At 63.0% G+C, this 13630-nt stretch carries 13 protein-coding genes; 9 read left to right on the forward strand and 4 right to left on the reverse strand.

The window, feature by feature from the left end:
• Window positions 1–365 precede the first annotated feature (365 nt).
• Window positions 366–569, forward strand: a complete 204-nt coding sequence (locus ABT158_RS48220; RefSeq protein WP_352365814.1) for a tyrosine-type recombinase/integrase — start codon at window positions 366–368, stop codon at window positions 567–569.
• Between the two features lie 290 nt (window positions 570–859).
• Here ABT158_RS48220 and ABT158_RS48225 read toward each other — a convergent pair whose 3' ends face one another.
• The gene (locus ABT158_RS48225) at window positions 860–1450 is read right to left on the reverse strand and encodes a hypothetical protein (protein WP_352365722.1); all 591 of its coding nucleotides are present in this window, start codon (window positions 1448–1450) and stop codon (window positions 860–862) included.
• A gap of 226 nt (window positions 1451–1676) precedes the next feature.
• Between ABT158_RS48225 and ABT158_RS48230 the strand changes: the two genes are divergently transcribed.
• A complete protein-coding gene (locus tag ABT158_RS48230; RefSeq protein WP_352365724.1) occupies window positions 1677–2255 on the forward strand; it encodes a hypothetical protein in 579 nt (192 codons plus the stop codon).
• Between the two features lie 375 nt (window positions 2256–2630).
• Here ABT158_RS48230 and ABT158_RS48235 read toward each other — a convergent pair whose 3' ends face one another.
• Both ABT158_RS48235 and ABT158_RS48240 read right to left on the reverse strand, forming a co-directional pair.
• Window positions 2631–4754, reverse strand: a complete 2124-nt coding sequence (locus tag ABT158_RS48235) for a tetratricopeptide repeat protein (RefSeq protein WP_352365726.1) — start codon at window positions 4752–4754, stop codon at window positions 2631–2633.
• A 493-nt stretch (window positions 4755–5247) separates the two neighbouring features.
• Window positions 5248–8688, reverse strand: a complete 3441-nt coding sequence (locus ABT158_RS48240) for a tetratricopeptide repeat protein (protein WP_352365728.1) — start codon at window positions 8686–8688, stop codon at window positions 5248–5250.
• 130 nt (window positions 8689–8818) lie between these two features.
• Here ABT158_RS48240 and ABT158_RS48245 point away from each other — a divergent pair, with 130 nt between their 5' ends.
• Window positions 8819–9382, forward strand: coding sequence for an NUDIX hydrolase (locus tag ABT158_RS48245; RefSeq protein WP_352365730.1), 564 nt, complete (start codon window positions 8819–8821; stop codon window positions 9380–9382).
• Here ABT158_RS48245 and ABT158_RS48250 read toward each other — a convergent pair.
• On the reverse strand, window positions 9360–10583 hold the full coding sequence (locus tag ABT158_RS48250) for an NsdA family TPR-like regulatory protein (RefSeq protein WP_352365732.1): 1224 nt from the start codon (window positions 10581–10583) through the stop codon (window positions 9360–9362). The two genes, ABT158_RS48245 and ABT158_RS48250, sit on opposite strands and share 23 nt — an antisense overlap.
• Before the next feature lie 362 nt (window positions 10584–10945).
• Between ABT158_RS48250 and ABT158_RS48255 the strand changes: the two genes are divergently transcribed.
• The 6 genes from ABT158_RS48255 to ABT158_RS48280 all read left to right on the forward strand — a co-directional run bounded on the left by ABT158_RS48255 (window position 10946) and on the right by ABT158_RS48280 (window position 13586).
• The gene (locus ABT158_RS48255) at window positions 10946–11125 is read left to right on the forward strand and encodes a hypothetical protein (RefSeq protein ID WP_352365734.1); all 180 of its coding nucleotides are present in this window, start codon (window positions 10946–10948) and stop codon (window positions 11123–11125) included.
• Entirely contained in the window at window positions 11122–11454 is a 333-nt protein-coding gene (locus tag ABT158_RS48260; protein ID WP_352365736.1) for a hypothetical protein, read from the forward strand. Before ABT158_RS48255 ends, ABT158_RS48260 begins: the two co-directional genes overlap by 4 nt.
• Before the next feature lie 287 nt (window positions 11455–11741).
• The gene (locus ABT158_RS48265; protein ID WP_352365738.1) at window positions 11742–12458 is read left to right on the forward strand and encodes a GntR family transcriptional regulator; all 717 of its coding nucleotides are present in this window, start codon (window positions 11742–11744) and stop codon (window positions 12456–12458) included.
• 122 nt (window positions 12459–12580) lie between these two features.
• A complete protein-coding gene (locus tag ABT158_RS48270) occupies window positions 12581–13006 on the forward strand; it encodes a plasmid replication, integration and excision activator (protein ID WP_352365740.1) in 426 nt (141 codons plus the stop codon).
• Complete coding sequence (locus tag ABT158_RS48275) at window positions 13006–13272, forward strand: hypothetical protein (protein ID WP_352365742.1); 267 nt, start codon at window positions 13006–13008, stop codon at window positions 13270–13272. Before ABT158_RS48270 ends, ABT158_RS48275 begins: the two co-directional genes overlap by 1 nt.
• Window positions 13269–13586 carry a hypothetical protein gene (locus ABT158_RS48280; protein ID WP_352365744.1) on the forward strand — a complete coding sequence of 106 codons (318 nt, stop codon included), beginning with the start codon at window positions 13269–13271 and terminating at the stop codon, window positions 13584–13586. The genes ABT158_RS48275 and ABT158_RS48280 overlap by 4 nt, the downstream gene beginning before the upstream one ends.
• Window positions 13587–13630: the final 44 nt, after the last annotated feature.

Below are 13630 nucleotides of genomic sequence, written 5' to 3' on the forward strand. Positions count from 1 at the left end.
TCGACGGCGCAGCTCGGCGGGATAGGGAGACTTACCTGGCATGGACTCGATCCTCTCAAGAGATCAAGTCTCCACCGAACCCGGGACGATTCACTGTGGAGTGGACTGCAAGAGACGCGCTCACCCCTGCTACCGGCGTCCCTGCCAGAAGGACTGCACCGGCCACGCGGATAAGTGCCCGAAACGGACGAGCGGCGGCCTGATCTTCCGGCAGCGCAAGGGCAAGAGCAGGCTCACCCTCCAGTGCCCGCCGGCGCTCCTGGCGCTCCTCAAGGCGCACAAGAAGGCCCAAGCCGCGGAACGCTTGAAGGCAGGAGATCAGTGGGTGGATCACGATCTGGTCTTCAACCCAACTGGGCGCCCCGATCGAACGCACAGAGGACTGGAAGCAGTGGAAGTCCATCCTCAAGCAGGCCGGCGTACGGGACGTCCGGGTCCACGACGCCCGGCACACCGCCGCAACGCTGCCTATCGAGCAGGGCGTCCACATCCGCGTCGTCCAAGAGATTCTCTGCCACACGCGGATGACCACACCGAGCGGTACACGCACGTGGCCACCTTCCAGATGAAGGACGCCAGCGACCGCATGGACACCGCGGCTCTGGGGCTGATGGGCCAACTGCACCCCGAACTGCAACCCACAAGCCCGCAGAGATCGAAAAAGGCCCTCCCCCGAAGATCGGGGAAGGGCCTTTGACCTGGCGGAGGATCGGGGATTTGAACCCCGGATGGTGTTGCCACCAAACCGCATTAGCAGCTCGGATCCTGCCCGTCCCGATCGGTTCAACCTGGACCTACGAACGCGGCTGGTCCGCCTGGAACGGCGTGGGACGCTGCTGGATTGCAACTAGAACTGCAACTAGGGACCAGTCACCACGGGCGGCATTACCTCGATGATGCGGGCTGTTCCGCTGGGCGGTCGCATCTCGTGCATAGTGATCACGTCACTCGGTTTGACGTGTCGCCAGTGTTCAGGGGTCAAGGGAACAAGTCGCACAGGTGCACACTCTCCCGGTTCGAGCGGAGTACGACCCTCCATCCAGAGGGAGGCGATACTGACCGACAGCTCACCCTCAGGCGTGCGTCGTCCGATATCCCACATGGGTCGAAGCCCTTTACTGGGAAGTATCGGCACCTTGCGGCCTTCCCTCTCGGTAGGCAAGAGGCAGAGCTCAGCCCGGAGAACACCGTTCCGGGCCTCGCCGCACCGCCACTCGTACCAGGAGACGTACCATTCAAGCCACATCACCCGGGCGGCATCGGCCAGCAGCCCCCAGAACTCGGGCGGCTGAGGGCACGCGTCGCCGAGTTCCTCCAGCACAAGAAGGACTATCTCCCATTCCCCGTGCTCCAGGTACTCCAGCGCATCGGAGACGCCGGCACCGGCCTCGGTTCGGATGTGAGGGGAGCAGAACTGAGCGGCCTTCAACAGCGAGGAGTCCAGGTCCACCCCCTGATTGTCACAGGCTCTCGAACTCTGACCCTACGGTAAAAGATCCAGTCCGAACTGTTCCATGTCGTTCAATGCAGGTCAGAGGGCATGCGCGGTCCATCCTGCACAGCTCTGAACACCTCTGTATTGCAACCCGAACTGCAACCTGGCTCCCTGGCAGCTCAGCTGGGACGCCACAACCATTGTGCCGATCGGACGAGTAGCCAGGCCGAGGAGTGCACCAGTGAGCAGGAAGCTGGCGATGGATCCGACGGCTCTTCGGAGCGCCGTAAATGATCAACTGGCAGGTTCAGCGGGAGCATGGGCCGGCGGGGCTACCTCTGTTGATGGGTTCCTCCGGCGGATCGTCGCTGATCTTGACCGAATGCCGACGTTGAGCGTTCATCATGCTGAGTTCCGGCATTACGGCTCTGGATATGCCTCCTACATTGATGTCTTCATCACCAAGAGCGACGGATCGATGCGCCGCTCCGAGAACGGTTGGACAAACGTTGAGGGGTTGCCCCTTGCACTGTGCCGGCTCGCTCCACTCGCGGCACTTTTCAAGCCCGACATCCAATCTTCGGGGCCGGACGGTACCGGTAGTCGTGGCATGCCGGAATTGTCGCTGGTCATGGATACAGCTCTATTTGGATGGGAGGAGGAGTATCGGCAGATCCGCCAAGTGCTCGATCGACACGACATCGCCCTACTCGATTCCCAGGTCCTCAGCTTGCCATTAGAGGCCGAGCTTCGGCCCGAAACAGTTCTCGGCAGTCCGCCGTACAGCGTGTTCGATGCCTGGTTCCACTGGATGGATTGAGACATCAGTCCATGCCACCAGCTTGGGAAGCTCTCGCGATCTTGGCCGCTGGACTGGGGAAACACTGACCTGGACGGACGGCGGTCGAGTAACCGTGAGTTCCCGCGAGCCACACTTGATCCCTCTTCGAACGGGCATGCAACGGGCACGGCTCAGCGCGCCCGCACATACCTCCCCTGCCTGATCATCCCGTCCGCCGTCGACCCGCCCGCAGGGGAAGCGGGCCAAAGCCAGGAGGGCAAGGTGGAGCGCCCCATTGGACGAACGACCTTGGCCCCCTGGCTTTGGTCTGCTCGGCTTGTCCCGGGTCGATGGTGGGCGGGATGATCAGGCTTCCACCTCAGCCATCTACGGCCACCGCGGCGCGCACTGTGATCACCCCGGAGCCGGAGCCCCCCCGCCGGAGGCTGGTGGGTCGCTTACTGCAGAGAGCAGATGATTGAGAGCCTGTTGCGCCTGGGCTGCAACTGGATCCTGGCCGGAGTTGATCGCCGTCTGATGGGCGGCCTGCGCCGCCTGGACGTCCCCCTGGCCCTTGAGCAGGTTCCCCAGGTTGACCGCCGCCATCGGCGCGTGATCGGGGTGGCCGGAGTCGATCGCCACCTGGTAAGCGCCCTGCGCCGCCTTGACTTCCCCCTGGCCCTTGAACAGGTTCCCCAGGTTGACCGCCGCCATCGGTGCATAGTCGGGATGGCTCGAGTCGATTACCGCTTGGTAAGAGGCCTGCGCCAACTCGACCACCCCCTGCTCGTAAAGCAGAACTCCCAAACTGACCGCCGCCTTCGGTGCCTCGTCGGGGTGGCCGGAGTTGATCGCCGCCAGGTATGCGGCCTGCGCCGCCTGGACGTCCCCCTGGCCCTTGAGCAGGTTCCCCAGGTTGACCGCCGCCATCGGCGCGTGATCGGGGTGGCCGGAGTCGATCGCCACCTGGTAAGCGCCCTGCGCCGCCTTGACTTCCCCCTGCTCGTAGAGCAGAACTCCCAGGTTGACCGCTGCCGCCGGTGCGTAGTTGGGATGGCTCGAGTCGATCGCCGCTTGGTATGAGGCCTGCGCCAACTCGACCTCCCCCTGCTCGTAGAGCAGGACCCCCAGGCCGAACGCCGCCGCGGCGGCTTCATCGGGATCGTTGCTGGTCATGGCCTTGCGGACCGCCGTGGTGGCGTGGTCGAGTCGGTTGCGCTGGTAGGCGGCGTACGTGATGGAGATGGCGTCGCGCGGGGTGGCCAGGTCGATCAGCTGGGGCCAGAGTTCATCGGGGATGGCTCGGGCGGGCTGGCTGGCGAGGGCGCCGTCATCGGCGGACAGTAGGTGGTCGAGTACGTCCCACCCGGCTTCGGCGTTCTCGCCGTCGGCTGCGAGGGGGATGGATGCAGGGTTGAGCAGAGCGACTTGTGAGGCGATGGGTGTGGTGGCCCAGCGGAGCCCATGCTGGTATGTGACCGCTGTGGCGGCTACCCCTGCGCGGATGCGCGGCAGGTACAGCGCGAACAGCCGCTGAAGTTCGGTGTGGGTGAGTGGACGGGTGAGCCCAGCGCGGCGGGCGTCGACGGCGGCTTGAACGATGGCACATCCTGCGGGGTCGTCGTCTTGCCCGGCCCGGTACTTGGCCAGCAGTTCGGAGCCGCCGACCAATGTTTCGGCGATGCTGCCGCGGAAGGTCTCATCCGGGTACGCCTTCGTGGCTTGAGCATGTTCCTCGGGAGTGGGGGCGCGGAAGACGAACTCATGGCCGTCTCCGTCGTTATGAGCGCGGGCCAGGGCGGCGCGGGCGGTCCGGGTGATCTCTCCACCGGAGGTCAGGACCTGACTGCGGCGTTTGGCCGTCATGGTGGCCGCCAGCACTGCCCGCCCGGTGACGATGTCCAGCACACCGGCGGTCAAGGCCTCCAGGTCGGCCACGGTCAGGTCGTCCAGATACACCAGGGCCGGGCCGTCGGTGAAGGGCAGGCCCAGGTGCGCCAGTTCGGCCAGCGCCTGCCCGTTGACAGGGTTAAGCACCTGGGTGTGATCGGGAAGGGTGGCACGCAGGGCTTCGGCCAGGATGCGGGACTTGCCGGCCTTGGTCGGTCCCCAGACCAGTACGAACGGGAACGGTGGACCAGGCGTGGCGAGAGCGGCGCGGATCTTCTCGTCGTCGGGGGAGCGGGGAATGTAGGGGGCGTTGCCGCTGCGTGTGTAGCGGGTGGGGGTGGCGCCGAACTGCTCATCGCCGAGTTCCTTCAGCGCCGGCAGGCGGCCCGGATAGCCGCTGGCGAGAAGAGAGGCGATGCGCTGCTCCTGCTGCCGGCTCTCCTCGGCTAGGCGGTGCCCTTCCTCGACGTGATGCCCGGCCACCGGCAGAAGGACGGAGAACACCGAGCAGAGCAGGACCACGAGGATCGCCGCCGTAATCATCGTGTCCCGCTGTCCGGGGAGCTGCATCAGCATCGTGGTCAGCGCGATCAAGGCGCCGTTGACGCCTGCGGCAGCGATGATCCACAGCAGCAGATGACGGCGCACCCATATCGATAAGCTCCGCCAACCATGTGACAACCGCTGACGCCCCACCCCGCAACACCCCCTCCAGGGCCTCACCCGCTCCAGTCCACTGGTCCCCTCATCATCGTCGCGGAGCGACAAGGCTCCAACGCGTCACCGGAGGAGATCCGGTACCGAACCGCAACGTCGCCATCGCGAACGGCGTTATCGCTGCGGCGGTGCGGCGCTCGGGCGGCGCATCTGGCGGGTACGGTGCGGGGCGGCTACGGCGATGCCCCGCGCGGCGCGCCGCGCGAGAACGGCCCCCAGGCCGCACGCGCAGCGCGGCGGCGCTGGCGCGGGGCGTACGGCGGCGCGCCGCGCCGCCGCTTGATACCTACAAGAACAACTCGGCAGCTATTTAGCGCCGCGTTAGCTGCCGCGCCTCTCCCGCTCCACTCTTTTCGGGCTGGAATGCCTAGACCTCTCAAGCCTCAATAAGGCTTCCTCTGAGGCTGCCCCTTCGCAGACAAACCTAAGGCGAAGCGCTATTGAGCAAGAACGTTAACCTGTCTGCCGCAAAGCGCTCTCCCCTAGCAGTAGCTTCCCATAGGACGGCGATTGCGCTCTCGTACTCGTTTCGGGATATTTGAACGGCAGACAGTTCGATCAAGGCACCATATTCCTGCATAATAACTGCTTGCCTTGCAACCTTGTAAGCTTCTTCAAGTCGCCCCCTTTTTCGCAGGTGGGTCGCAAGATCGGTCCGAGGGTGCCATCCTTGGCGAATAATAGCCCAGCGTAGGAGTGCTTCCGCACTCGATTCGTCCCCAAGGCGGACCAAAAGGTCGGCATGCTCTGTCGCCTTCCACGGGCTTTTAATGGCAAGCAGGCCGTTAAGCACCTTCTTGGCCTTCGATGCATCGCCGGCTTCAATCAACTTCTGGACCGCGTATGGAGAAATAAGGGCGGGCTCGCCATCTAGGTCAGATGGTTCCGTCTCCTCAAAGGCCAAATCAAGTAACTTTTCATCCGCCATCCACTCGTGTCTTCGAACGGCCTCACCAAGCGCTTGCCGAGCTTCACCTTCCCTTCCTTCCGCTTGGAAGATGGACGCTTCCAAAGAGAAGGCGTCAAACAGTCCTCTTTCTTTGTACTTGCCTATTTCTCCCCTTGCTTCGTCAAAGCGCCCCTCCATAACCAGCAGAGACACGAGATGATGCAGGATATAGGTTTCACCTATATCTAGACCCTTCCGAAGAACAGCCTCCGCTTCGCGATACCTTGCATGCTTCATGAAGAAGGTAGCGAGATTTTGATGCGCATTCAGCTCACCTGCCACAATCGCCTCTTGCAATATCTCTTCCACGTCGCCAAGCCGATTCTCATTCTCTAGAAGCTGCGCCAAGTTCTCTCGCGCATGCCAGTCTCCTGTTGCAATTCCTTCACGCCACAGCAGTTGGACGTCCGCAGAGCGGTTCTGTGCCGTCAGAAAGTCCGCAAGGTACTCACGAGCATGAGTCTCACTATGACGAACTGCCTCGCGCAGTACCCGCTCGGCGTCATCGAATCGGCCTTGACCAGCGTAGAAGCCAGCCAAGCCAAAGCGCGCCCTATATTCACCTGTGGCGACCATTCGGAGCCTAATCTGCTCCGCCTCATCATAGGAAGAATGCAATGTAAGCAACGTTGCCAAAATGGAGTCAGCGTCCCGCTCCTTGCGTGTAGCAGCATTACGCAACACCGGAACTGCCGCCAATAGATTCGCTTCAGTGTCTATGAAGAACTCCGCAAGCCGCTTCCAGGCATCCTTTTCGCCAGCCTCGATGGCAGCACCCAGAAGCCCCCGTACGTCGGCAGTGCGGCCCCTTTCTTGGAGAAATACAGCCATTTCCGACCGCGCCCCGGGGAACTCCCGCTCGATCGCTCGATGCAGCAGAGACTCTACCTCTCCTTGCCGCCCCTGCTTCGTATATAGCTCTAGCAGGTCAATCCATGCTTCGCCATCCTCTCTGTCTACCGCCGTCCTCAATACTCTCTCTGCGTCCGCTGCACGCCCTATCTTCAGCAGAAACTCGCCAAGGTTCTGCGCTGAACGCGCCTCCTTCAGAAGGATGCCTTCTTGCCACACCTCCATAACGTCATTGGCGCGGCCCTGTTCTTCAAGTAGGACTGCCAATTGATATCGGGCTCCAGGTTCGCCACTCATCGTAGCTCTGGCTAGATTATCTTCAGCCTCGTCAACCAGACCATGTTCCGTCAGAAGACGCGCCAAATGCTGCCGCGCATAATTTTCATCGGCCTCAACCGCCTCTCTCCAAGTCACTATTGCGTCTTCGTGACGGCCTTGGGATAGAAGTAGATCCGTCAGTTCCGACCTCGGCCCGAATTGGTACACGTTAGTTGAGAAACCGAGAACAGGGCCATAATGCTCTATTCCATACTTAGATACTCGGCCGCTGCTACTTATGGACCACGGAGCTTTCAGCTGAATCGCTCTGCGAAGTGTCCGTTCGGCATCTACTAGCCGCCCCTGGGAGCGTAGCAGTCGAAAATGCGTAAGCCAGGCATTAGTATCCCCATTTTCCACCGCTTCCGACAGGATCAGATCAGCCTCTGTAATCCTGAGTTGAGCGGCGAACATATGCGCTAATTCAACGCTAGCCTCCTTGCTTCCCAGCTTTATTGCCTTTTTGAACAACATTTCGGCCCACTCGAGCTCATTCGTTATTTTCGCCGCTTCACCAAGCTTGAATAGATCGGAAGGGTCGACAATATGCTTCTCGAGTGCCGCCCAGAACTCGCTTCCTATTTCTGCTAAAAGGCGCAGAGATGCTCCATATTCATGGAGATAGTCGGCAATTCTGTATCCCAGCGTCCTGCCTCTCGGCGAAGTGATCTCGTTCAATGCATAAACTGCTCCTTTCAAAGGCGATCGGGCATATTGGAGTGCGGCCTCAAAGATCTGGCCATCGGACAAGAGGCCGGCACGATCGTGCCCGCTCAAATAGGCAGTCGCGCCCGATCGCAGAAAGTTTCGTGTTAACGGGCCATTGACCCCCAGCATTCGAGCATCTATGGCCGCCGTCAGTACAGCGGATGCCTGGGGCGTGGGCGACGTCTCCCAATGGTGGATTAGATCTGGGCCGGCGGCTAGCGATTGCATAATTTTATGTCCGCCATAATCGATTGCCAGCCGCAAACTGCTATCCTGTTGTGCAAGTTCACGCGCAGTCCGCATTTCTGCGGCGGATAGCTGCGTACCTACTGGAACTATGATCGCTGAATGCAGTAGAGAGCGACGCGCAGACTTGGAAACGCCTCCATTATTGCTGATGCCCTCATTGATAAGTTCATGATACTTATCCGGCCACAAAGTTCCCACTACGATGAACGATGTTGCGTCCGCAAGCAATCGTATTAGCTGCGCCGCTAGTTCATTACCCTCACCGGCATCCAGATAATCCTGCGCCTCATTGAGCCATATGATCGTCTTCTTCCAATTGCTTATCTCGGTGAGCACTGCTAGGAGACGTTGCGGAGTGATTGGCTGAACAACTTTCCAATTCGGCATCACACTCTTGAGCGCTTCGTACGCGCTGCGCGTTTTACCTGTGGAAGATGTGCCAACGAGTAGTATTAGGCCACTCGACCTCATGCACCGCGATAAAGCCATCACGAGATCGTCATCGAAATCGCGCTTAATATATGCAGGAAGGACGTCAGGTCTCTTCATTTTGCGACCATCAGAGATGTCTTGAATAGCGCGGTGGACTCCCAACGCAATAGGATCACAGTATTTAATGCGTTGAATGATCGCCTGAGTCTGATTGGAGCGTGACGCTTGGCGTCGAGCGCGATAAGGGATAGACCTCTGCCATGCCCAGCGTGTCAGCGCTGCCGCAGCGGCAAGGACCGCGACGGCGGCCGCGATGATAGACGCCCATTGATCACCGGACTCTAGGTCGATCGGCATATCTAGAGCTTAGGACACCGTAGCTGGTAAGCGCCTTAAAGGGAGGAATCTCTTGCCGTTGCAATTCAGTCATCTTGGCTCGTCTCCGGAAGCCATGTACCGCGAGCGGGCGGGGCGGTAGCTTCGAGGTGTGGGTGAGGATACTGAGCTAACGCGCTGGGTCGTGCATGGGGAGCGGCTGGTCTATGACAACCGGTGGATCCGGTTGGGGCTGGCTGATGTGGAGATCCCGGGCGGGGAGCGGTTCGAGCATCATGTGGTGCACCTGGATCGGGCCGCGATTGCTGTCGTGCTGGATGAGCAAGACCGCGTGTTGCTGATGTGGCGGCATCGGTTCGTGTTTGATCGGTGGGGGTGGGAGCTTCCTGGCGGGCTGGTCGAGGCCAGCGAGGATCCGATGGCGACGGCTGTGCGGGAGGTGGAGGAGGAGACCGGGTATCGGCCGAAGCAGGTTGAGCACCTGGTGAGCTATCAGCCGATGGCCGGCATGGTGGACTCCGAGCACATCCTGTTCCTGGTGCGTGGCGCCGATCTGGTGGGCAAGCCTGAGGGTGAGGTGGAGGCCGATCGGATCGAGTGGGTGCCGATGGCCGAGATCCCCGAGATGATCGCCCGCGGGGACATCTGGACGTCCGGGACGCTGATCGGGTTGCTTCAGGCTCAGCAGCGGCTCAACGGCCGAGAGCGCGGTTGACCGCTCGCGAGAGTTCTTCGATGCGGCGTCGTTGACGACGGCAGCCGGTCATGGTGGCCAACTGCTTGGCGCGCTGGATGTGGGGCTGTGCTGCCTCGGGTTCGCCGGCTGCGAGCAGGGCGTGGCCGAGGTCGCAGCGGACGCCTGCTTCGGCGCGGTTGTAGGTGCCGTCCATTCCGGCGAGTGATGAGCGTAGGTCCTCGACGGTGCTGGGGTCGCCGAAGCGGAGCAGGCAGCTTCCGCGCCAGCGGGCGAAGTGGTGGACGTTGATGGACAGGTAGGGCATGTCCGGGTCACCGTCGCCTTCTGGCAGCACGAGGGCGGCTTGGTCGAGCGCGCGACGGCATTCGTCTTCGTCGCCGAGGATGGCCGCGGCTTCGGCCTCTGCTGCGGCGAGCCATGTTCTGAGGCGGGCGGGGACGCGGTCGCGGTGGGTGGCGTGGATGTGCTGGAGAAGTTCGGCTGCTTCGGCGGGGCGTCCCAGGTCCATGAGGACGTACGCCTGTTCGCCGGAGACGTAGGCCAGGACTGCGGCGTCCTCGGCTTCGCGGGCGGCGGCCTTGGCACGTTCATAGTGGTTCCACGCGTCGTTGAGCGCCACGGTGTTGATGGCCTGCCAGCCGGCCAGCGAAGCTGTTTCGGCAAGTAGATGGGCGAGCTGAGTACGGATGCGCGGGCGGACGGCGTGGCGGTGGGCTCGTTCGATCTGGGCCATCTGGGCGTGCATCTTGTCGGCGATGGCGACGCTGCCGAGTCGGCGGTCCTGGAGGCGGAGGTTGTTCGTGTCCGTCCGCAGGATCATGACCATGGTGTCGTCGACGGCTGCGGCGGCTTCCAGGCGGGCGGTGAGTTCGTCGGTCTGCTCTTGGTGCTCGTCGTCGAGGTCGCCTGTCGGGGACGCGGTGTCGAGCGGGGCCAGGCCGAGGAGCATGCGGGCGTGGTCGGGCAGGCCGAGTCCGGTGGCGATGCGTTCGAAGACGCCCAGTTCTTCGATGGGGCCGGCCGTTCCGTCGAAGATCTTGTTGACGCGGGGCTGGGCGATTTCGGTCGCTGATGCGATGCGGACCTGACTGATTCCGCCGTATTTGGCGACCAGGCGGAACAGTCCCGCGATGTCGCGGTTTTTCAGGCTTTCTCGCATATCGTCGCGTTCCCATACCGATGGCGGAAGTTTGATCGGCTGGAAACCACTCGCGCGCATGCGACCCTCCGGAACTCGTACTCCGAGATTGTGCATTGCTGTGCGGCGGACTCTATATGCCTCGGCGGTATATCGCCGTGGGATATGTATAAACGGTTGGTCCATTCATGCTCTGCCGCATGACAACTCCAGTCAGGTGCGAAGAATGCGAGGGGCGGGGATGGAAGATCGTCACCCGTCGTGGGCATGTGGCGGCATCGAGGTTGGATGCGGCCTCGTCGGTCACCACTGAGTGCCTTCACTGCGATGGGGCCGAGCACGGTCCTGCCGCCAGCGAGGCGTTCGAGTGGGAGGTCCGGGTTCTGTCCGGCCTCGGCGACGAGCTGGGGACGTGCGGGTCGAGTTCGTTCCAGGCGACCGCCATGGATGAGCTGCGTAAGGCCATGCGGGGCATGTCGGTGGACGCCGGCGCGGTGCTGGGGCGGATCGTCCACAGCGTCTACGGGCTCGGGGCCGTGCCGGACGAGGCCACTCGGCGTGAGATCTTCCGGGCCTACCTCGACGCGGCGGGCTCGGTGCGGTTCGAGCGGGTGGCCGAATGACGGCCCCCGTCGTGATCTCGATCGATCCGCGTCGTTCCGCCGAACCGCTCCGGGAAGCGCTGGAGCAGAACGGCGTCAGCGCGGATGTCCATGAGGGGTACGGGCTCGCCCTCGTGTCGGTCTGGGTCGGGCTGGTGGTGTGGTGCGACGGTCGTCACTACTGGTGGCGAAACGGCTGGAATGTCGCCCGTCGTCGCGTCATCTATGCCTGGCATCCGGCGATTGATCCGGTGCGGGCCGCTCGTCGTATCTCCATGCATTATTCGGACCTGCGTAGGACGCAGCCATATTCGGCGTTGATCGCCGATCTTGTTGATGGGGTCGAGTAATGACCGGCCGGCGGGTGTCGTGCGGGGTGGGGACGGAGCGCCGTAATTTCTCGCTCGTGCAGCACGCGGTTGTGCGCGGCGCTGCCAAGGCGTTGTGCGGCGAGACGATTCAGCTCGTGGTGATCGGTGATTGGCAGGTGCCGTTCATGCCGACCGTCGCGAGCGCTTGCGAGGAGTGTGTACGCCTCCTGGCTGGGCCTTCAAAGTCCTAATCATGGCCTGACAAGTCTTGGCTCAGCCGGTACTGTACTTATGCGGACAAGCGCAAGAGTGAACGGACGGCCAACATGAGCATGGACTTCGCCCCGCCGAAATATGCGCAGGTCATGCAGGCGATCCAGGAGCGCATCGAGTCAGGCGAGTACGCCCCCGGCGACATGCTGCCGTCCGAGACGCAGCTTGTTCGCGAGCTGGGCGTGGGGCGCACCACGGTGGTGCGGGCGCTTCAGACGCTCGCCATGCAGGGGTGGATCGAACGCGAGCACGGGCGTGGGTCGTTCGTGAAGGGCCGGCCGGAACGCGAGGCCGAGACCGTTCGTCCGGGCCTGGGTGCTGCCGAGCAGGGAGAGAGCGCCGACAGTCTTGTTGAGGTGGCGCGGGTTCCGGCGCCTCGGCATGTCGCGAAGTTGCTCGGGGTCGCCGAGCGCACGCCGGTGATCGTCCGCAAGCGGGTGGCCCGTCAGGCTGATCTCGTCTCGGCGGTGGAGACTGTATGGGTGCCGCTGGAGATCGCGGTGGGAACCGACCTGGACAAGGCCGAGCCATTGCGGGGCGGCATCCGCAAGCATCTCCAGGCGGTCAAGCATGTGCGGTTCGATCGCATCACCGAGCGGCTGTCCGCGCGCAAGCCTACGAAGGACGAGTCCGAGCTGCTGGGATCGTCCAATCCGGTGCTCGGCGTGACGGCGACGGTACACGACCCTGCGGGGAACGTCCTGTTGGCCATGAGTCTGGCGCTGCCTGGCAGCGTGCATGAGCTTGAGGATGTCTACAAGGTGAGGTAATTCTTACCGCGCCACTCCGGCTCAACCACTTGTGCGGACGAGTGGCCATAGCCTACTCTCAACTCATGCGGACAAGTGGACGAGCGAACGAAGAGCTCTCCACCGCTATCGAGAGGATCCACATGGCAATCCAGGGCCCCATTCCCGTCAGCTACACCATGGTCTTCCCGCACGGCTGCTACATCGTCGGCGAGGTCGAGCCCGTCAAGGACTTCGACGCCTCCGCCGGCGGCCGGTTCGTGCAGGCCCGCGACAAGCAGACCGCCGAACTGGTCTGGCAGGTCGCGGTCATGGACGGTGACCCGACCCTCAAGCCCGCCCAGAAGACCGTCGCGGTCAAGATCCTCGCGCCGGTCCAGCCGATCCCCCCGCAACCCATGCCGGGGCTGCCGTTCACGCCGGTCGAGTTCAACGGCATGTCCGTCACGCCGTACGTCAACGCCGCCGGCCGACTCGCGTACTCGATCAAGGTTCGCGAGATGTACGCGCCTCGCCAGACTGCCCAGCCCGCTCAGAACAAGGCTTCGGCCGGGAAGGACGCCGCCTGATGACCCGACGCCGTACCCCGCGCAACAGCGTGATCCGGCTGACCACCGGGCACGCCGCCCGCACCCTCAACCACTCGTTCGCCCGCCGTGAGCCCGTCCTGGCGCTCGACTTCGGCGCCACCTCCGTCCTGGTCACCACCAACGGGCCGGTGACGGTGGAGGACCTGCAGTTCGCCCGCCAGCTCGCCCACGCAGCCCACCGCTTCGCCCGCTCCGTCGAGCGCAGCTTCTACGGCCTGCCCGACGGCAAGGGGGTCGCGGCATGAGTCTGCGCCCGTACACCTACGTCACCCTGTCTCTGCGGCCGGAGTCCACGCCGCACGTCGGCGTCTCCTTCCACACGCCCGACCTCAAGGTTGGCGCTGGTCTCCTGCTCAGTGGCCCGCGCCCGTACCTGGAGCTCTACTCCCACGAGGCGAACGTGCACATCTCCACCACGGGGGCCGGGCCGGTCACCGACGCCGACCTGAGCACCGCCCGCGAGATCTTCACCGCCGCTGCCCGCTACCTGGCCGACTGCGAGCAGTTGCACGCCGAACAGACGGCCAACGACCAGGACGCCACCGACCCGGCGGCCTGACATGAGGCGGGGCCGCTGGAAGCGGCAACTTCCGGCGGCCCCTC

The organism is Nonomuraea sp. NPDC001636 (genome assembly GCF_040298265.1).
In the GTDB taxonomy this organism is placed as follows: Bacteria; Actinomycetota; Actinomycetes; order Streptosporangiales; family Streptosporangiaceae; genus Nonomuraea.